This is a genomic window from Bradyrhizobium sp. S3.12.5 (assembly GCF_040548225.1).
GTDB lineage: Bacteria > Pseudomonadota > Alphaproteobacteria > Rhizobiales > Xanthobacteraceae > Bradyrhizobium > Bradyrhizobium cytisi.
Map to the genome: position 1 here is coordinate 78,814 of NZ_JBEPRF010000029.1, position 20,465 is coordinate 99,278.

Consider the following 20,465-nt stretch of genomic DNA (forward strand, 5'->3'; position numbering starts at 1 on the left):
CCGCAGAGAAAGCAGGGAAATAGCGGAGCGCCGCTACTGCCACCGATTCTATGCGATCAGGATGAATTCAGCAAAACAATTGGCGAATCCATCCGCCCTGTGATGCTAGTCGTCGTTGTCTTCGTCCTCGACCTTGTCGAAGAAGGAATAACGCAAGGAGTCGGCGTCGGCATACCACTGCCCCGGCCCTTTGTTGGCGGCAAGCGTCGCCGACCAGAGCGCGTCGGTGCAGTCCTTGCGGTGCATCGACAGATCGAAGCCGTTGCCGAAGAACAGTTCGGACCATTCCCACCAGGTGCCGAGCTTCTTGACCCCGCGCAGCAGGTCGTAGCGGTCGATCACGACTGAGGCCATGTCCGAGGTGATCGAGCCGAACACGAGGCCGGTCTTGACCACGCGGTTCAACTCGCGGATCGCGCGGGCCACCTGCTTCGGGGCAACGTGGCAGAGACTGGTCTCGAACACGTAGTCGAACGCGCCGTCCTTGAACGGCATGTCCAGGATCGATCCCAGCTTGTTGTACTTCTTCAGCGCCTTCGGCGTCTTGGCATGAATGGCGCGGTTGTTCTCGATGCCCCAGGCGTCGATGCCTCGCTCGCGCAGCGCGCCGACCAGCTCGCCGCTGGCGGAGCCCGCGACCAGGAGTTTTGCGCCCTTCGCCGTGTCCCAGACGATGCCGATCAGCTCTGCAAGGTAGTCGGGATCGGTGAACTGCCGCCACGCTTCGCTATAAGGGCCGACGCCGCGATAGTTCTCGAAATAATCGCGGTCGATCTTGTCCGAAACTGGCTTGCTATCCTGGGCATGCTCGCGGCGCAGCCGCATCATCTCGGTCAGGATGATGTCGGTCGCCGCGTCCGATGAGTCGAGCAGGCCGTTCAGCGTGGAGTCGAACAGATAATCGCCGACCACGACGATGCCGGGATGTTGCTTCGGCTCGGGCCGGTGATTGGTCATGACGTCGCGCACGGGCAGACCGCCCGGGATCGCGTTCACCGACGACAGCCAGCGGTGGATCTTGCCTTCCATGAAATAAGCACGCGCATCGCCGAGCGAAGCCGGCAGCGATTTCAGCGCGGCGTCGATCAGCTCCTGATCCGACAGATTGGCGAACGCCAGCGCATCGGAACCCGGAATGAGCCAGTTCAGGACGCCGTGCTTGCCGACGTCGTGGCGCGCGCCTTCATTGTAGACGCAGCAGCCGCCGAAGGCTTCCGACATGAACCAGGCGCCGGGAATCTTGTCTCCCCAGAACGGGGAATCGAACAGGATCGAGACGCGCAGGTAATGCGCGGGACGGTCGAAATAGGAGACGTGCTTGACCATCGACTTGCGCAGTTGCTCGCCTTCCCAGCCGACAGTGGAGAGCCAGGAATGCGGCAGGCAGACCACCACAAGATCAAAGTCGCGCGTCTCCGGTCCCTTCCCGTTCATCATCTTGAGCTGATAGCGGCCGGTCGTCGCCTTGCCGACGGTAAGCACGCGGTGATTGAGCTGGATGTCGGCGTTGACCTCCGACTGCAGGCATTCGATCAGCTGCTCGTTGCCGTTCTGGATGGAATAGAGGCCGATATAGCCGTCGACATCCATCAGATAGTTCTTGAGTGCGTTGAGGCCGTTGGTGTTGTGGCTTTCGGTCGCGAGATCGGAGCGCGCCATCACCTTGAAGAAGCGCTTTGCGATCTCGTCCTCGACCTCCTCGTCGAGCACCTGCTCGGCGGTCTTGTAGGCCCAGGGGTTCTCGTTGTCGTGCGCGCCGACGCCCTCGTAATATTCGATCGGCGACATCGCGTCGGCACAGCGCTTGCGAAACGACTCGATCGCAGCCGCAGTCTTGGCGCCGTATTTGCGGCGCATGCCGGCGACGTCATTGAGCAGCTCGCCGCCGAACTGCACCTGCTCGGCATCCATCGGAATGGTCTGCAGGCCGAAATGCTGGATCAGCTCGCGCAGCGGATCGGGACCCGTCATCGAGTAATCGTAGATCTCGGCGACGCCGGCCTCGTACATCGCCGGCGCGGAATCGAATTTGCGCGTGACGATCTTGCCGCCGAGCCGGTCGGAGGCTTCATAGATGGTGATGCGGCAGAGGTCGCCGAGCTTACGCTTCAGGTACCAGGCGCTCATCAGCCCGCCGGGGCCGCCGCCTACGATTGCGAGATCAAGCATATCAGTTCCGTGGTCTCCGGCCCTGCCCCCGTCACGGGACCACCGGTCTAAGCTCCCCTAGCAGAAGCGCTTTTCTGACTGAAGGAAAGATGAACAAAGGTTGATCCTGCACCGCAACAGGCAAACAAAGCAGCAAAAAGGCCGGCTTTCGCCGGCCCTTTCATTGTCCTCGGTATTCCTACGGATGAACCATCATTCCGCCGGCGGCAGCGCAGGAAGCTCTGCTTCCGGTGCGGGCGACACGACGGCCGCCTGCTTCTCGCGCTCGTCCAGGATCATCTTGTCGCGCTTCACGGCGACTTCGCGGATCTTGGCCATGGAGGCGCCGGTACCCGCCGGGATCAGCCGGCCGACGATGACGTTCTCCTTGAGGCCTTCGAGCGGATCGACCTTGCCGTTGACCGCCGCTTCCGTGAGGACGCGGGTGGTCTCCTGGAACGAGGCCGCCGAGAAGAACGAACGGGTCTGGAGGCTCGCCTTGGTGATGCCGAGCAGAACCGGCGTCCCCGTGGCGATCTTCTTGCCCTCTTCCTTGGCCTTCTCGTTCAGCGCGTCGAACTCGATCTTGTCGACCTGCTCGCCGGAGATCATGTCCGTGTCGCCCTGGTCGGTGACTTCCACCTTCTGGAGCATCTGACGGACAATCACCTCGATGTGCTTGTCGTTGATGAGCACGCCCTGGAGCCGGTAGACCTCCTGGATCTCGTTGACCAGATAGGCCGCGAGCTCCTCGATGCCCTTGACCGCAAGGATGTCATGCGGTGCCGGGTTGCCTTCCACGATGAAGTCGCCCTTTTCGACGACGTCGCCGTCCTGAAGGTGGATGTGCTTGCCCTTCGGGATCAGGTATTCGCGTGCCTCGTCGGTCTTGTCCATCGGCTCGATCGAGATGCGACGCTTGTTCTTGTAGTCGCGCCCGAACCGGATGGTGCCCGCGATTTCGGCGATGATCGCCGCATCCTTCGGACGCCGTGCCTCGAACAATTCCGCCACCCGCGGCAGACCGCCGGTGATGTCACGCGTCTTGGCGCTTTCGGTCGAGACACGGGCGAGGATGTCGCCCGTCTGAACCTTGGCACCGACGTCGACCGACAGAATGCCGTCGACCGACAGCATGTAGCGGGCATCGCCGCCACGGGCGAGCTTGAGCACCTTGCCGTCCTTGCCCTTGACCACGATGGCCGGACGCAGGTCCGCGCCGCCGCGGGTCGAGCGCCAGTCGATGACCACGCGCTTGGCGATACCGGTGGCCTCGTCCAGCGTTTCCGTGATCGACTGCCCTTCGACCAGATCCTCGAAGCCGATGGTTCCTTCGACTTCAGTGAGCAGCGGACGGGTGTAGGGATCCCACTCGACGATACGCTGGCCACGCTTGACCGTGTCGCCCTCGTCGATGTGCAGGCGCGCGCCGTACTGGATACGGTGCGTCGCACGCTCGGTGCCATCGGCATCGACGATCGCCACCACCATGTTGCGCACCATTGCGACCAGGTGACCTTCGCTGTTGCGGGCGATGGCCTTGTTCCTGATCACGATCTTGCCGTCGAAATTGGCTTCGACGAAGGACTGCTCGTTGAGCTGCGCCGCACCACCGATGTGGAAGGTGCGCATGGTGAGCTGGGTGCCCGGCTCGCCGATCGACTGCGCCGCGATGACGCCGACCGCTTCACCGTGGTTGACCGGCGTGCCGCGGGCGAGGTCGCGGCCGTAGCACTTGCCGCAGATGCCGTTGACGAGTTCGCAGGTCAGCGCGGAGCGGATCTTCACCTCCTGCACGCCACCCTGCTGGATGGCGTCCAGATGGCTCTCTTCCATCAGCGTATCGCGCTTGATGATCACCTTGCCGGAGCTGTCACGGATGTCTTCGCAGGCCGTGCGTCCGAGGATGCGCGAACCGAGCGAAGCGACCACGGTGCCGGCATCGACGATGGCGCGCATCTTGATGCCGAGCTTGGTGCCGCAATCGGACTGCGTGATGATGCAGTCCTGCGCGACGTCGACCAGACGACGGGTCAGGTAACCCGAGTTCGCAGTCTTCAACGCGGTGTCCGCGAGGCCCTTACGGGCGCCGTGGGTCGAGTTGAAGTACTCGAGAACCGAGAGGCCTTCCTTGAAGTTCGAGATGATCGGCGTCTCGATGATCTCACCCGACGGCTTGGCCATCAGGCCGCGCATGCCGGCGAGCTGGCGCATCTGGGCCGGCGAGCCGCGGGCGCCGGAATGAGCCATCATGTAGATCGAGTTGATGTCGGCATCGGCTCCGCTCGCCGTCTTCTTGGTGGAGGAGATCTCCTTCATCATCGCCTTGGCGATTTCTTCCGTGGCCTTCGACCAGGCGTCGACGACCTTGTTGTACTTCTCGCCGTGCGTGATCAGGCCGTCGTTGTACTGCTGCTCGAAATCCTTCGCCAGCGTACGGGTGGTGTCGACGATCTTCCACTTGGAGTGCGGCACGACCATGTCGTCCTTGCCGAACGAGATGCCGGCCTTGAACGCATTGTAGAAGCCGAGCGCCATGATGCGATCGCAGAAGATCACAGTCTCCTTCTGGCCGCAGTGACGGTAGACCTGGTCGATGACGCCCGAGATCTCGCGCTTGGTCATCAGCTTGTTGATGATCTCGTACGAAATCCGCGGGTTCCTCGGCAGCAGATTGCCCAGCATGACGCGGCCGGCGGTGGTCTCGATCCAGCGCTTGGAGATCTTGCCGGTCTCGTCCATGCCTTCCCACCGATACTTGATCTTGGTGTGGAGGTGGATGACCTTCGCGTGCAGGGCGTGCTCGAGCTCGGCCATGTCGCCGAACAGCTTGCCCTCGCCGGGCAGGCCTTCGCGCATGATCGAGACGTAGTAGAGACCGAGCACGATGTCCTGCGACGGCACGATGATCGGCTGGCCGTTCGCCGGATGCAGGATGTTGTTGGTCGACATCATCAGCACGCGCGCTTCCAGCTGCGCTTCAAGCGACAGCGGAACGTGCACGGCCATCTGGTCGCCGTCGAAGTCGGCGTTGAACGCGGAGCAGACCAGCGGATGAAGCTGGATCGCCTTGCCCTCGATCAGCACCGGCTCGAACGCCTGGATGCCCAGGCGATGCAGCGTCGGCGCGCGGTTGAGCAACACCGGATGCTCGCGGATCACCTCGTCCAGGATGTCCCAGACCTCGGGCCGCTCCTTCTCGACCAGCTTCTTCGCCTGCTTCACCGTGGTGGACAGGCCCTTGGCGTCAAGCCGCGAATAGATGAACGGCTTGAACAGCTCGAGCGCCATCTTCTTCGGCAGGCCGCACTGATGCAGGCGCAGCTCGGGACCGACCACGATCACCGAACGGCCCGAATAGTCGACGCGCTTGCCGAGCAGGTTCTGGCGGAAACGGCCCTGCTTGCCCTTCAGCATGTCGGCGAGCGACTTCAGCGGGCGCTTGTTGGCACCCGTGATGACGCGGCCGCGGCGGCCGTTGTCGAACAGCGCATCGACCGCTTCCTGAAGCATGCGCTTCTCGTTGCGGATGATGATGTCGGGCGCGCGCAGCTCCATCAGCCGCTTCAAGCGGTTGTTGCGGTTGATGACGCGGCGGTAGAGGTCGTTGAGGTCCGAGGTCGCGAAGCGGCCGCCGTCCAGCGGCACCAGCGGACGCAGGTCCGGCGGGATCACCGGAACGACAGTCAGGATCATCCATTCCGGCTTGTTGCCGGAGTGGCGGAAGGCCTCGACGATCTTCAGGCGCTTGGCGAGCTTCTTGTGCTTGATGTCGGAGTCGGTCTCGTGCATCTCCGCGCGCAGGGTCAGCTCGAGCTTCTCGAGGTCCATGCCCTTGAGCAGCTCGCGGATCGCTTCCGCGCCGATCATGGCGGTGAAGGAATCCTGGCCGTACTCGTCCTGCGCCTTCAGATACTCGTCTTCCGACAGCAGCTGACGGTCCTTCAGCGCGGTGAGGCCCGGCTCAAGCACGACGTAATATTCGAAGTAGAGGATCCGCTCGAGATCCTTCAGCGTCATGTCGAGCAGCAGGCCGATGCGCGACGGCAGCGACTTCAGGAACCAGATGTGGGCGACGGGAGCTGCGAGCTCGATATGGCCCATGCGCTCGCGCCGGACGCGCGACAGCGTGACCTCGACCGAGCACTTCTCGCAGATGATGCCCTTGTACTTCATGCGCTTGTACTTGCCGCACAAGCACTCGTAATCCTTGATCGGCCCGAAGATGCGCGCGCAGAACAGGCCGTCGCGCTCTGGCTTGAAGGTACGGTAGTTGATGGTCTCCGGCTTCTTGATCTCGCCGTAGGACCAGGACAGAATCTTCTCCGGGGACGCGATCGAGATGCGGATCTGGTCGAAGACCTGAGCCGGCGTCGTCGGGTTAAAGAGATTCATAATTTCTTGGTTCATCGTCTTCTCCTCGCGTGCCGGTCGCCTCCGGCCGCAAATTCGAAAATCACTCGAGCGGGGCGCCCTGCCCTCAAGGCATCGGGAGGGGCGCCAATGCCCGGCCGCGAAGGCCGGGCATGAAAGGTCGTATTACTCGGCTGCTTCCGACGTCGACGCCGGTCCCACCTTGGAATTATGCAGGTCGACGTTGAGGCCGAGCGAGCGCATTTCCTTGACCAGCACGTTGAACGATTCCGGAATACCGGCCTCGAAGGTGTCGTCGCCACGCACGATCGCCTCGTACACCTTGGTACGGCCGGCGACGTCGTCCGACTTCACGGTCAGCATTTCCTGGAGCGTGTAGGCCGCGCCGTAAGCCTCGAGCGCCCACACCTCCATTTCGCCGAAGCGCTGGCCACCGAACTGCGCCTTGCCGCCCAGCGGCTGCTGGGTAACGAGCGAGTACGGACCGATCGAACGCGCATGGATCTTGTCGTCGACGAGATGGTGCAGCTTGAGCATGTAGATGTAGCCCACCGTCACCTTGCGATCGAAGGCATCGCCGGTGCGGCCGTCATAGACGGTCGACTGACCCGAAGCGTCGAGACCGGCAAGCTTCAGCATCTCCTCGATGTCGGCTTCCTTGGCACCGTCGAACACCGGCGTCGCGATCGGCACGCCGCGGCTGAGGTTATGGCCGAGTTCAAGCAGCTCGTTGTCGTTGAGCGTCTTGATCGTCTCGTCCTCGCCGTAGACCTTCTTCAAGGTATCCTTCAGCGGCTTGATGTCCTGCTTCGACAGGTAGGCATCGACCGTCTGGCCGATACGCTTGCCGAGGCCGGCGCAGGCCCAGCCGAGATGCGTCTCGAGGATCTGTCCGACGTTCATGCGCGAAGGCACGCCGAGCGGATTGAGCACGATGTCGGCATGCGTACCGTCCTCGAGGAACGGCATGTCCTCGATCGGCACGATCTTCGACACCACGCCCTTGTTGCCGTGGCGGCCGGCCATCTTGTCGCCGGGCTGGATCTTGCGCTTCACCGCGACGAAGACCTTGACCATCTTCATCACGCCGGGCGGCAATTCGTCACCGCGCTGGAGCTTCTCGACCTTGTCAAGGAAGCGCTGTTCAAGCCCCTTCTTCGACTCGTCGTACTGCTTCCGCATGGCCTCGATCTCGGCCATCAGCTTGTCGTTCGGCGAAGCGAACAGCCACCACTGCGACTTCGGGTACTCCTCGAGCACCGCGCGGGTGATCTTGGTGTCCTTCTTGAAGCCCTTCGGGCCCGCAATGCCCTGCCGTCCCTCGAGGAGCTCGGCAAGACGGTTGTAGACGTTGCGGTCCAGGATCGCCTGCTCGTCGTCGCGGTCCTTGGCCAGACGCTCGATCTCTTCCCGCTCGATCGCCAGCGCACGCTCGTCCTTGTCGACGCCGTGACGGTTGAACACGCGGACTTCCACGATCGTGCCCTGCACGCCCGGAGGAACGCGCAGCGAGGTGTCGCGAACGTCGGAGGCCTTTTCACCGAAGATGGCGCGCAGAAGCTTTTCTTCCGGCGTCATCGGGCTCTCGCCCTTCGGCGTGATCTTGCCGACCAGGATGTCGCCGGCGCGCACTTCCGCACCGATGTAGACGATGCCGGCTTCGTCGAGGTTCTTCAGCGCTTCTTCCGAAACGTTCGGAATGTCGCGGGTGATTTCCTCAGGGCCGAGCTTGGTGTCACGGGCCATCACCTCGAATTCTTCGATATGAATTGAGGTAAACACGTCTTCCTTCACGATCCGCTCGGAGAGCAGGATCGAGTCTTCGAAGTTATAGCCGTTCCACGGCATGAACGCGACAAGCACGTTGCGGCCGAGCGCGAGCTCGCCGAGATCGGTCGACGGACCGTCAGCGATGATGTCGCCCTTCTTGACGATGTCGCCCACCTTCACCAGCGGACGCTGGTTGATGCAGGTCGACTGGTTGGAGCGCTGGTACTTCATCAGCCGGTAGATATCGACGCCCGACTTGGTCGGATCGAGATCTTCGGTGGCGCGGATAACGACGCGGGTCGCGTCGATCTGGTCGATCACGCCCGAACGGCGCGCCGCGATCGCAGCACCCGAGTCACGCGCAACCACGCCTTCCATGCCGGTGCCGACGAACGGCGCCTCGGCGCGAACCAGCGGCACCGCCTGGCGCTGCATGTTCGAGCCCATCAGCGCGCGGTTGGCGTCGTCGTTCTCGAGGAACGGGATCAGGGCTGCGGCGACCGAAACGAGCTGCTTCGGCGACACGTCCATGTAGTCGACCTTGTCCGGCGTCACCGGCAAGACTTCGCCGGCGTGACGGCAGACCACGAGGTCTTCGGTGAAGCGGCCCTTCGGGTCGAGCGGCACGTTGGCCTGCGCGACGGTGTAGCGGCCCTCTTCCATCGCGGAGAGGTACACGACCTCGTCGGTGACGCGGCCGTCCTTCACCTTGCGATAAGGCGTCTCGACGAAGCCGTACTTGTTCACGCGCGCGAAGGTGGCGAGCGAGTTGATCAGACCGATGTTCGGACCTTCCGGCGTCTCGATCGGGCAGATGCGGCCGTAATGCGTCGGATGCACGTCGCGCACCTCGAAGCCGGCGCGCTCGCGGGTCAGACCGCCCGGTCCAAGTGCCGACAGGCGGCGCTTGTGGGTGATCTCCGACAGCGGGTTGGTCTGGTCCATGAACTGCGAGAGCTGCGAGGAGCCGAAGAACTCGCGCACGGCGGCAGCCGCCGGCTTCGCGTTGATCAGGTCCTGCGGCATGACCGTGTCGATGTCGACCGAGGACATGCGCTCCTTGATCGCGCGCTCCATGCGCAGGAGGCCGATGCGATACTGGTTCTCCATGAGCTCGCCGACCGAACGCACACGGCGGTTGCCGAGATGGTCAATGTCGTCGATCTCGCCCTTGCCGTCGCGCAGATCCACCAGAGTCTTGATGACGGAAAGGATGTCTTCCTTGCGCAGCGTGCGCTGGGTGTCGGGCGCATCGAGATCGAGGCGCATGTTCATCTTGACGCGGCCGACCGCGGAGAGGTCGTAACGCTCTGAGTCGAAGAACAGCGACTGGAACATCGCCTGCGCCGAATCCAGCGTCGGCGGCTCGCCCGGACGCATCACGCGGTAGATGTCGAACAGCGCGTCTTCACGCGTCATGTTCTTGTCGGCCGAGAGCGTGTTGCGGATGTAAGCGCCGACATTGACGTGGTCGATGTCGAGCAGCGGCAGTTCCTTGTAGCCGTGCTCGTTGAGGGCCTTCATCGACTTGTCGGTGATTTCCTCGCCGGCTTCGGCGTGGATCTCACCCGTCTTCGGGTTGACGAGGTCCTCGGCGAGGTAGTTGCCGACGAGCTCCTCATCCGACAGGCGCAGCGCCTTCAGCCCCTTCTCCTGCATCTGACGCGCACCGCGGACGGTGAGCTTTTTGCCGGCCTCGAGCACGACCTTGCCGGTGTCGGCGTCGATCAGGTCGTTGATGGTCGAGTAACCGCGGAAACGGTTGGCGTCGAACGGAACGCGCCAGCCTTCCTTGGTCCGCTTGTAGAGGATCTTCTTGTAGAACGTGGACAGGATCGCCTCGCCGTCGAGGCCGAGGGCGAACATCAGCGACGTCACCGGAATCTTGCGGCGACGGTCGATACGCGCATAGACGATGTCCTTGGCGTCGAACTCGATGTCGAGCCAGGAGCCGCGATACGGGATCACGCGGGCGGCGAACAGCAGCTTGCCCGAAGAATGGGTCTTGCCCTTGTCGTGGTCGAAGAACACGCCCGGCGAACGGTGCATCTGCGAGACGATGACGCGCTCGGTGCCGTTCACGATGAAGGTGCCGTTCATCGTCATGAGCGGAATGTCGCCCATGTAGACGTCCTGCTCCTTGATGTCCTTGACCGACTTCGCACCGGTTTCCTCGTCGATATCGAACACGATGAGGCGCAGCGTCACCTTGAGGGGAGCCGCGAAGGTCATGCCGCGCTGGCGGCACTCGTCGACGTCGTATTTGGGTTGCTCGAACTCGTAACGGACGAACTCCAGCATCGAGGTGCCCGAGAAGTCCGAGATCGGGAACACCGAGCGGAATACGGCCTGCAGGCCCTCGTCAAGGCGACCGCCCGCGGGTTCATCGACCATCAGGAACTGGTCATAGGACGCCTTCTGAACCTCGATGAGGTTCGGCATCTCGGCGACTTCCTTGATGTGTCCGAAGAACTTGCGAACGCGTTTGCGACCGGTGAATGTCTGCTGCGCCATCGTGGCCTCTCATTTCGTCGCCCGCTCTGGGCGCGCCGTCCAGGACTCGGCTGCCGCCGCTCCCCGGGTTGAATTTTTCGAACCCGTTTTGGGGACCGAAAATCCAGTTTCAGGCCGTCATGTCCTGAATCTGTTCTTCAGACCTTCAAAACGCAAAACGACGCGCGGGGCGCATAGGCACGCCCGCCCGTCTCAACGATCGTCTTCACGGACTGCAAAAGCCCGAAATAGCGTGCTCTCCCAACGGCTTACAGGGAAATCCGGCACCCTGCCCACCGCGCTTTCGTGCTGCCGACCCGATATGGGGCGACAATAGTGGAGATTCGAGGGGTATACCCTCAAATCCCCACACATTTTCGTGTTCGGCCTGCGTCGGGACGATCCGTCGCACGCCTTTTGCATCAGGCCCACCCTTTTGACGGACGGACCAAGGTCCCGAGCCTTGGCCCGGGACCCCGCCAGTAAGCGTCGCTTACTTGAGCTCGACCTTCGCGCCAGCCTTCTCGAGCTGGACCTTGAGCTTCTCGGCCTCGTCCTTGTTCACGCCTTCCTTGACAGGCTTCGGCGCGCCCTCGACGAGGTCCTTTGCTTCCTTCAGGCCCAGGCCGGTGATGGCGCGGACTTCCTTGATGACCTCGATCTTCTTCTCGCCGGCGGCGGCCAGAACGACCGTAAACTCGGTCTTCTCTTCCGCCGGAGCGGCGGCAGCAGCGGCGGGACCGGCAACGGCCACTGCCGCAGCGGCGGACACGCCCCACTTTTCTTCGAGGAGCTTCGCGAGTTCGGCAGCTTCGAGCACGGTGAGGCTCGAGAGGTCGTCAACGATCTTCTGCAAGTCAGCCATTGTTCAGTTTCCTTGAATGTAAGTCTGGTTCGGGTTTGAGTTTTGCGAAGGGCGTCAGGCCGCTTCGCTCTTTGAGGCATGAGCCTGGATGACGCGCGCGAGCTTGCCCGCGGGCGCGTTGGCGAGCTGTGCGATCTTGGTCGCCGGGGCCACAAGCAGGCCGACGATCTTTGCACGCAGTTCGTCAAGCGACGGCAGCGAGGCAAGCGCCTTCACGCCGTCGACATTCAGGACGGTCTTTCCCATCGAGCCGCCGATGATGACGAACTTTTCGTTCGTCTTGGCGAATTCGATGGCGACCTTTGGCGCCGCTACCGGATCGTCCGAAGTGGCGATCACGGTCGGTCCCTTCAGCATGGGGCCGATGGCAACGACATCAGTGCCTTCAAGAGCAATTTTGGCGAGACGGTTCTTCGAGACCTTCACCGAGGCACCAGCCTGCTTCATCTGCATCCGCAGCTTCTGCATCTGGGCAACGGTCAGGCCGGAATATTGGGCAACGACCGCGACGCTCGTGGCCTTGAAGACCCCATTGAGCTGTTCGACCGCTTCCTTTTTTGCCGCTCGTTCCACAGCAAGCTCTTTCCGGTTGGCGGTCATCGCGAAAGCGGGACCGCCGGGTTGCACCCATCGTCCCACCCAAAACCTGAACCTCAGGGTCAAAACCCATCGGACACGCGCCGGGCGAGACGACAATTCAAAGCCTGCCCTCCGGGAGCTGGTGAGTGCCCACGGCGTGTCGAGGTCCGAACCAAACTCCTTCCGCGACCACCCTAAGGTGGGATGCGAAGTGAAATCCGGTCTTCACCCGTCTATGCAGGCCATGCGATTAAGCCATTGAGAAATCGAAATTTCCCGCAGGCGCCTGCAGTCTTGGACAGGACAAGGCCAGCCGGCGAACCGCCTGACCTCTGCCCGCACCCCACCAACCGATGGATTTTCCTTCCTTTTCGGGCAAATCCTTGCGGACGTCCTGAAAAGGAATGATCTCCTGCGCGTCGGGTTTTCGGAATGCGTGCACAGACGCGCCAGCCAAGGCCGGCGCGTCCGGAAGCGGTTCTTTAACCGCTCTCTGCCCGCTTGCCAAGAGCAAAATTCACACCAGTTCCAATCTGTTGCCCACGGGGCTTGAGGCGGCCGGACAAGGGGCGATTCAGGCCGATTTGACCCCATAAGGCAGCGGCTTGCCCGCGAAGAACGCACTCAGGTTGGCCAGCGCGCAGTTCTGCATGGCGACGTGCGATTCGAGTGTGTGGCCGCCGATATGCGGGGCGAACACGACGTTTGGGAGCGCGGTCAGGGCGTCGGGGGCGTGCGGCTCCGTCTCGAAGACGTCGAGGCCGGCGCCGGCGATGGTCTTGTCGACGAGCGCCGCGACCAGGGCCTTCTCGTCGATGACCGAGCCGCGGGAGATGTTGACGACATAGCCGTCCGCGCCGAGGCGCTTGAGGATGTCGGCGTCGACCACATGCTGGGTCTCGGCCCCTGCCCGGACAGCGATCATCAGCACGCTGCACCAGTCGGAGAGCGCCTCGAGCGTCGGGAAATATTGATAGGGCAGATCGTATTTGCTGCGGCTGAAATAGCCGACCTCGCTCTCGAACGCGGCGCAGCGCGCCGCGATCTTGCGGCCGATCTCGCCCATGCCGTAGACGCCGATGCGGCGGCCGGGCATGCCGGCCTGCGGGCGCATCATCGGCGACTGTTTTGACCCAGCCCAATCACCGCTGCGAACATATTGATCGGCCACCAGGATCCGCCGCGTCGTCGCCAGCATCAGGGTCATCGCGATGTCGGCGACCGATGCAGCATTGGCGCCCGGGCTGTGGCCGACTGCGATATTGCGCGCGGCAGCAGCCTTCAGGTCGACGCCGTCATAGCCGGTGCCGTAGCAGACGATCGCGCCGAGTTTTGGAAACAGGTCCATCGCCTCGGCATCGAGCGGCGAGCCGCCAGCCGTCAACATCGCACGGATGCCACCGAGTTCTTCCGCCGAAAACACCTCCCGCGCAGGCTTGCCGCCGGTGTCGAGCAACTCGAATCGTTCGGCGAAGCGCACCATTATCGTCTTGGGAAAGCGCGAGTAGATCAGGACCTTGTCAGCCATTGTTGTTGTTTCCGGTGAGCGCCGTCGAAAACGGAAAGGGGCGGAATCGGTCGCCCGATTCCGCCCCTCGCCTCATGCAATTTCCAAACCTTAGCCGAGAATGGTACCCGGCTCGACCTTCACGCCCGGGCCCATCGTCGAGGACACCGCAACGCGCTGGATGTAGGTGCCCTTGGAGCCAGCCGGCTTCGCCTTCGAGACAGCATCGGCGAGAGCCTTGATGTTCTCGACCAGCTTTTCCTCGGAGAACGAGGCCTTGCCGACGCCGGCCTGCAGGATGCCGGCCTTCTCGACGCGGAACTCGACCGAGCCGCCCTTGGCACCCTTCACCGCACCGGTGACGTCCATGGTCACAGTGCCGATCTTCGGGTTCGGCATCAGGCCGCGCGGGCCGAGCACCTTACCGAGACGGCCGACCAGCGGCATCATGTCGGGGGTGGCGATACAGCGGTCGAAATCGATCGAGCCGTTCTGCACCTTCTCGACCAGGTCTTCGGCGCCGACGACGTCGGCACCTGCGGCCTTGGCTTCGTCAGCCTTGGCGCCACGGGCGAACACGCCGACGCGGAGCGTACGGCCGGTGCCGTTCGGCAGGGTCACGACGCCGCGGACCATCTGGTCGGCGTGACGCGGATCGACGCCGAGATTGATCGCGACCTCGATGGTCTCGTCGAACTTCGCCTTGGCGCGTTCCTTGACCATCTTGATGGCGTCCGCGAGCGGGTAAAGCTTTTCGCGGTCAACACCTTCGCGGGCTTTGTTCAAACGCTTTCCGATTGCCATAGCCGCTTACCCCGCCACTTCCAGACCCATCGAACGGGCAGAGCCCTCGACCATCTTCATGGCCGATTCGATCGAGTCGCAATTGAGATCCTTCATCTTCTTCTCGGCGATCTCGCGCACCTGCGCCTTGGTCACCGCGCCGGCCTTGTCACGGCCCGGAGCTTTCGAACCGGACTGAATCTTGGCGGCCTGCTTGAGGAAGAAGGACATCGGGGGGGTCTTCATCTCGAAGGTGAACGAACGATCGGCGTAGATCGTGATCACAACGGGAATCGGGGTGTTCTTCTCTTCCTTCTGGGTCTGGGCGTTGAACGCCTTGCAGAACTCCATGATGTTGAGACCACGCTGACCGAGCGCGGGACCGATCGGGGGCGAAGGGTTCGCCGCACCGGCCGGGACCTGGAGCTTCAGGTATCCGGTCACTTTCTTTGCCATGTATCACTCCTGTTGTGCCGGCAACGCCGGCGGTTTCAGGTTCGTGGTCTGGGTCGGATGCGGCTGGCGACCGCCCTCTCCCTCCCACGGCCTCTCTTTGCGTGACGCCTTAGGGCGTCCCGCGTGACCCGATCAGACCTTCTCGACCTGACCGAATTCCAGCTCGACCGGCGTGGCGCGACCGAAGATCGACACAGCGACCTTCACGCGCGAGCGCGCCTCGTCGATTTCCTCGACGACACCCGAGAACGAGGCGAACGGGCCATCGGCCACGCGCACGTTCTCGCCGATCTCGAACGACACCGACGCCTTCGGCCGTTCCACACCCTCCTGCACCTGGTGCAGGATGCGCATGGCCTCGGCCTCCGAGATCGGCATCGGCTTGTTCTCGGCGCCGAGGAAGCCCGTGACCTTCGGCGTGTTCTTGATCAGATGAAACGCCTCGTCGGTCAGCTTCATCTTCACCAGCACGTAGCCCGGGAAGAACTTGCGCTCGGCGTCGATCTTGCGGCCGCGGCGCACTTCCGTGACCTTCTCGGTCGGAACCAGCACCAGCTCGAACAGCTCCTCGAGCCCGCGCTGCTTGGCCTGCTCGCGGATCGATTCGGCGACCTTCTTCTCGAAGTTCGAATAGGCGTGGACGATGTACCAGCGCTTGTCGGTCGATTGGGTTGCAGCGGCTGCTGTTGCCATCAGTGAATGCCCAAAAGGAAGGTGATGAGGTAGCGGATGATCTGGTCGGCGGCGAAGAAGAAGATCGAGGCCACGGCGACCATCACGAACACCATGATGGTGGTGATCGTGGTCTCACGACGGGTCGGCCAGGTGACCTTGGCGGTCTCCGAGCGTACTTCCTGCAAGAACTTGAACGGGCTGACTGCCATCGTTTGAGACGCCAATAATGATTTCAGGGATCCGAACAGCCGCCTGTGGCCCAGCCCTCTGTCTCGAAGGATGAGCCGGAAAACCGGGCTCGATTGTTCGGGGGATTTCAAAGCCGCGCCGGAAATCCGCGTTTAACGGGCCGGCTGCGAGTGCCGGGTATCTACTGCGAATGAGGCCAAAGGTCAAGGTGTGACCGAGCCGGAATGCGCGCGAGCCCGGCTGACGGACGCGATGCGGATCAAGGGCTTATCCGGTCACCATGATCCAACGGCCGAGGCGTTGGCCCCACCGCCGTCCTGCCTGTCGATCCTGATTGTCGGGATTAGCTGGCAGGAGTGGCAGGGCTCGAACCTGCGACCCCCGGTTTTGGAGACCGGTGCTCTACCAATTGAGCTACACTCCTACGGACCCTGCGTTGCCGCGGATCAGGCCGCTTTCAAGCACAGGGGACGGCTGGTTTGCAAGGACGGATTGCAAGGGTGAAGCGCGCTGGCTTCGCTTGTTTGTGCCGCGCCTTCTGGGCCAGAGTTCGTTCCCGACAATAACATTGCCCCCGGGAGTGAACATGACCGCGACAGCCGCCCCTCGCCCCTCGACCGCGCCGAAAACCCCGCCTCTTCCCGAGGCCAAGCCGGAAACGCTGGGTCTGTCGCGGCGCCGCCTTCAGGCAATGTCGGACGCCTTCAAGCGCGAGATTGACAAGGGAACCGTCCCCGGCGTGACCGTGCTGGTGGCCCGCCGCGGCCAGGTCGGCTGGTTCGAGGCGCTCGGCAAGCAGAGCCCGGCGGCTTCCGCGCCGATGGCGCTTGATTCGATTTTCCGGATCTTCTCGATGACCAAGCCGATTGTGTCGGTCGGCATCATGGCGCTGGTCGAGGACGGCCACCTTCTCCTCGGCGATCCCGTCGCGAAATTCATCCCGGAATTTGCCGACCAGAAGGTCGGCGTGATCAGCGGCGGCAGGCTGGAACTGGTTCCACCGAAGCGGCCGATGACGGTGCAGGACCTGCTCCGCCACACGTCCGGTTTGACGTATGAGCACCAGGGCGACGGCCCGGTGCACAAGCTCTACCAGGAGTCCCGCGTCCGCAGCCGCAAGATCACCAATGCCGAGCACGCCGCGCTGGTGGCGAGCTTCCCGCTGGTCTGCCACCCCGGCGACGAGTTCAACTACAGCCGTTCCACCGACATCCTCGGCCGCATCATCGAGGTCATCAGCGGCAAATCGCTCGGCACGTACCTCACCGAGCGCATCCTCGAGCCGCTGCAGATGACCGAGACCGGGTTCTCCACCTCTGAGGCCAATGTCGGCCGGCTCGCCCAGCCGTTCGAAGCCGATCCCTGGACCGGCGACAAGGTCGCGCTGTTCAACATGCTCGAGCAGCCGATCATGGAGTCAGGCGGCGGCGGCCTCGTCTCGACCACGATGGACTATGCCCGCTTCGCGCTGATGCTGCGCAATGGCGGCACACTCGACGGCAACAGGATCATCGGCCGCAAGACGCTGGAGCTGATGGCGTCCGATCACCTCGGGCCGCACGTCGTGACCAACGGCACGCTGCTCTCGCCCGGCCACGGTTTCGGTCTCGGCTTCGCCGTGCGCACGCAAGCCGGCATCGCACCCTTCCCCGGCAGCGTCGGCCAGTATTTCTGGAGCGGCATTGCCGGGACGTTCTTCTGGATCGATCCGAAAGAAGACCTGTTCACGGTGTTCATGAGCCAGGGCCCCGGCCAGCGCGATTTTACGCGGACGCTGGTGCGGGATCTGGTTTACGCGGCGGTGGATTAAACTTGCGCCGGATCACCAATCTCGCTGTCATGCTCCGCGAAAGCGGGGTATCCAGTACTCCGCGGCAGGATGGTGAAGGCGAGCTCTCCAACGCCGGTCTCTGGGATACTGGATCGTCCGCCTTCGCGGACGATGACACCTGAGTTTAGCCGGAGTGAGTGCCCTTCCCGCGAGGGAATCAACTAATCGTCGCGCCGCCGTCGATCACCATGGTCTGGCCGGTCATGAAGTCGCCGGCCGCGGATCCCAGGAACACCGCGGCGCCCGCGATCTCGTCGGGAATGCCGATGCGGAGCAGCGGCGAGCGCGCGGTCGAGGCTTTCAGGTTCTCCGGATTGTCCCACAGCGCCTTGGCAAAATCGGTCTTGATCAGGCCGGGCGCGATGCAGTTCACGCGGATGTTGTGCTTGCCGTATTCGCAAGCCAGGTTGCGCGCGAGCTGCATGTCCGCAGCCTTCGAGATCGCGTAAGCCCCGAGGATTGTCGAGCCCTTGAGGCCGCCGATCGAGGAGACGATGATGACGGAGCCGTCCTTGCGCTCGATCATTTGCGGCACCACCATCGAGATCAGCCAGTTGTTGGCGACGATGTTGTTGTCGAGAATTTTGCGGAACTGATCGTCGGAGATGCCGGCAAGCGGACCGTAATACGGGTTCGACGCGGCGTTGCAGACCAGCACGTCGATCCTGCCGAAGGCGCGGTTGCTCTCGTCGACGAGGTTTTGCAGATTCTCCTTCGACGAGATGTTCGCGGCGATCGCGACCGCGGTGTCCTTGCCGAACTTGTCGTTGATGCCCTGGGCAACCTCATCGCAGACATCGGCCTTGCGCGAGGAGATCACGACCTTGGCGCCGTGCTCGGCCATGCGCTCGGCGATCGCAAGCCCGATGCCGCGGGTCGATCCCGTGATAACGGCCACTTTGCCCTTCATGTCGAACAAGGTCATGTTTCTCTCCCACAGTATGATTTGATTTGCTTGAAGCTTACGCCGTGTCCGCGCGAACGGACAATGACGCAGGTAAATTTGGCCTCATGCGAGCTTCTTGACTTCCGGTCCCGCCGGCTGATGCATCTCGGCATGCGCATCGTCGGCGATCCACGGTTGCTGGTTCACCATCGGCAGCCGCCAGACCGAGCGCTCGGGGCTTGTGAAATAATCGAGCCGCGTAATCGAGCAATTGTCGATATCGAACGACAACGCCCTCTCAACCTCGCCATTGAGCGCGAGTCCCAGTGCGGCCTTGATTGTGCCGCCATGCGCGACCGCGATGATGTCCTGCCCGCCGGCCTCATTAGTGATCCGCTCGACGGTACGGCGGGTGCGGTTGTAGAGATCCATAAAACTTTCGCCGCCGGGCGCGGGCTCGTTGATGTCGGCAAACCAGCTCGAGCCGACGGGACGGCTGGCAATGAACGCGGCGCGATTCATGCCCTGCCAGCGGCCGAGATTCTGCTCGGCGAGGTCCGCCTCCCACTTCATCGAAGCAGGCCGCGGATAGCCCGCCTCCCAGATCGCTTCGGCCGTTTGATGCGTGCGCATCAGATTGCTCGAATACCAGACCGCCTTGCGTGGCAGCACCTTGGCAACGGCGTTGAACACGTAGGTGTCGCTGGTGTCGCAGGCGAGATCGCTCTGTCCGTAGATGTTGCCGCCGTCATTGCGCACCGGCGCGTGACGGACCCACCACCAGCGTGTCGTGACCACATTCGGCTTGTCTGCGGTTGCCATTGAAGCCCTTCCATCCCGTGTAATGTCGCTGTACGTCAGTAGCGAACGTGTCTCAAGACACTTTACCGTTTGAAATTCTGTTTGAAATTCCGTCGCGCGGCAAGCGTCTCGCGGCACATCAAAGGGAGAAACGCATGGGCCGTCTGCAAGGCAAATCCGTCATCATCACCGGCGCCGGCAGCGGCATCGGCCGCGCGGCTGCGCTGCTCTTCACCAGGGAAGGCGCCAAGCTGATCGCGGTCGATCGCACCGAGGCGGTGAAGGAGACCGTCGACGAGGTGAGGAAGGCCGGCGGTGTCGCCGAAGCGATGATCGCCGATGCCGGCTCCGAGGCGGACGTCATCGCGGTAATCGACAAGGCAGTGAAGACGCACGGCCGGCTCGACGTGATCTGGGCCAATGCCGGCGTCTCCGGCGGGCTCGTCCCGCTCGGCGAGCAGACCGTGGAACAGTGGCAGGAAGTGTTGCGCGTCAATCTGATTGGACCGTTCCTCGCAGTGAAGCATGCAATGCCGCACATGGTGAAGCAGCAGTCCGGCGCGATCGTGCTCACCGCATCGGTCGCCGGCCTCAAGGCCGGCGCGAGCGGGCATCCCTATGCGGCAAGCAAGGCCGGCGTGATCTCGCTGGTGCAGACCACCGCCTATTCGCTCACCGGCACCGGCGTGCGCATCAACGCGGTGTGCCCGGGCCTGATCGAGACGGGCATGACCAAGCCGATCTTCGACCGCGCTAGGGAGCGTGGCACTGCCGACAAGATCGGCCAGCTCAACCCCTTGAAGCGCCCCGGCCAGCCGCACGAGCTCGCCGCGATGGGATTGTTTCTGGCCAGCGACGAGGCGTCGTATGTGAACGGCCAGGCGTTTCCGGTGGATGGCGGCCTCACGGCGTCGATGCCGTATGCGGGCAAGCCGGTTTAGCAGGCACACTCTCGTGTCCCGGACGCGCTGCAGCGTTCTTACGCTGCTGCGCAGAGCCGGGACCCAGGAAGATACGGAGTTCGCTGTTGCATGGGCCCCGGCTCTGCAGCGCATCACTTCGTGCTGCGCAGCGTCCGGGGCACGAGACCGTCTTTGAAATATCAACA

14 protein-coding genes and 1 tRNA gene are annotated in these 20,465 nt (G+C 62.9%); 2 read left to right on the forward strand and 13 right to left on the reverse strand.

The window, feature by feature from the left end:
• Positions 1-105: 105 nt before the first annotated feature.
• From ABIC09_RS32485 to ABIC09_RS32535, 11 genes are all read right to left on the reverse strand, one after another.
• On the reverse strand, positions 106-2,169 hold the full coding sequence (locus ABIC09_RS32485) for an FAD-dependent oxidoreductase (RefSeq protein WP_354111822.1): 2,064 nt from the start codon (positions 2,167-2,169) through the stop codon (positions 106-108).
• Between the two features lie 192 nt (positions 2,170-2,361).
• Positions 2,362-6,558 carry a DNA-directed RNA polymerase subunit beta' gene (gene rpoC / locus ABIC09_RS32490; RefSeq protein ID WP_148750328.1) on the reverse strand — a complete coding sequence of 1,399 codons (4,197 nt, stop codon included), beginning with the start codon at positions 6,556-6,558 and terminating at the stop codon, positions 2,362-2,364.
• Positions 6,559-6,687: 129 nt separating this feature from the next.
• On the reverse strand, positions 6,688-10,806 hold the full coding sequence (gene rpoB, locus ABIC09_RS32495; RefSeq protein WP_148750327.1) for a DNA-directed RNA polymerase subunit beta: 4,119 nt from the start codon (positions 10,804-10,806) through the stop codon (positions 6,688-6,690).
• Positions 10,807-11,278: 472 nt separating this feature from the next.
• The gene (gene rplL / locus ABIC09_RS32500; RefSeq protein WP_148750326.1) at positions 11,279-11,650 is read right to left on the reverse strand and encodes a 50S ribosomal protein L7/L12; all 372 of its coding nucleotides are present in this window, start codon (positions 11,648-11,650) and stop codon (positions 11,279-11,281) included.
• A gap of 54 nt (positions 11,651-11,704) precedes the next feature.
• Complete coding sequence (gene rplJ, locus ABIC09_RS32505; protein WP_354111823.1) at positions 11,705-12,223, reverse strand: 50S ribosomal protein L10; 519 nt, start codon at positions 12,221-12,223, stop codon at positions 11,705-11,707.
• A 580-nt stretch (positions 12,224-12,803) separates the two neighbouring features.
• Positions 12,804-13,757, reverse strand: a complete 954-nt coding sequence (locus tag ABIC09_RS32510) for a 2-hydroxyacid dehydrogenase (RefSeq protein WP_354111824.1) — start codon at positions 13,755-13,757, stop codon at positions 12,804-12,806.
• Positions 13,758-13,847: 90 nt separating this feature from the next.
• A complete protein-coding gene (gene rplA, locus ABIC09_RS32515; RefSeq protein ID WP_014494487.1) occupies positions 13,848-14,540 on the reverse strand; it encodes a 50S ribosomal protein L1 in 693 nt (230 codons plus the stop codon).
• Positions 14,541-14,546: 6 nt separating this feature from the next.
• Complete coding sequence (gene rplK, locus ABIC09_RS32520) at positions 14,547-14,975, reverse strand: 50S ribosomal protein L11 (RefSeq protein ID WP_007602986.1); 429 nt, start codon at positions 14,973-14,975, stop codon at positions 14,547-14,549.
• A 132-nt stretch (positions 14,976-15,107) separates the two neighbouring features.
• Entirely contained in the window at positions 15,108-15,668 is a 561-nt protein-coding gene (gene nusG, locus ABIC09_RS32525; RefSeq protein WP_129268045.1) for a transcription termination/antitermination protein NusG, read from the reverse strand.
• Positions 15,668-15,859, reverse strand: a complete 192-nt coding sequence (secE, locus tag ABIC09_RS32530; protein WP_007611620.1) for a preprotein translocase subunit SecE — start codon at positions 15,857-15,859, stop codon at positions 15,668-15,670. The genes nusG and secE overlap by 1 nt, the downstream gene beginning before the upstream one ends.
• 328 nt (positions 15,860-16,187) lie before the next feature.
• Positions 16,188-16,263: transfer RNA gene (locus tag ABIC09_RS32535), tRNA-Trp, on the reverse strand.
• Between the two features lie 162 nt (positions 16,264-16,425).
• Between ABIC09_RS32535 and ABIC09_RS32540 the strand changes: the two genes are divergently transcribed.
• Positions 16,426-17,649, forward strand: coding sequence for a serine hydrolase domain-containing protein (locus ABIC09_RS32540; protein WP_354111825.1), 1,224 nt, complete (start codon positions 16,426-16,428; stop codon positions 17,647-17,649).
• A gap of 178 nt (positions 17,650-17,827) precedes the next feature.
• Here ABIC09_RS32540 and ABIC09_RS32545 read toward each other — a convergent pair whose 3' ends face one another.
• On the reverse strand, positions 17,828-18,595 hold the full coding sequence (locus tag ABIC09_RS32545; protein ID WP_148750322.1) for an SDR family NAD(P)-dependent oxidoreductase: 768 nt from the start codon (positions 18,593-18,595) through the stop codon (positions 17,828-17,830).
• Positions 18,596-18,679: 84 nt separating this feature from the next.
• Positions 18,680-19,378 carry a histidine phosphatase family protein gene (locus ABIC09_RS32550; protein WP_354111826.1) on the reverse strand — a complete coding sequence of 233 codons (699 nt, stop codon included), beginning with the start codon at positions 19,376-19,378 and terminating at the stop codon, positions 18,680-18,682.
• 134 nt (positions 19,379-19,512) lie between these two features.
• On the opposite strand from ABIC09_RS32550, the gene ABIC09_RS32555 reads away from it, so the two are divergent.
• On the forward strand, positions 19,513-20,298 hold the full coding sequence (locus tag ABIC09_RS32555) for an SDR family NAD(P)-dependent oxidoreductase (protein WP_354036657.1): 786 nt from the start codon (positions 19,513-19,515) through the stop codon (positions 20,296-20,298).
• Positions 20,299-20,465 lie beyond the last annotated feature (167 nt).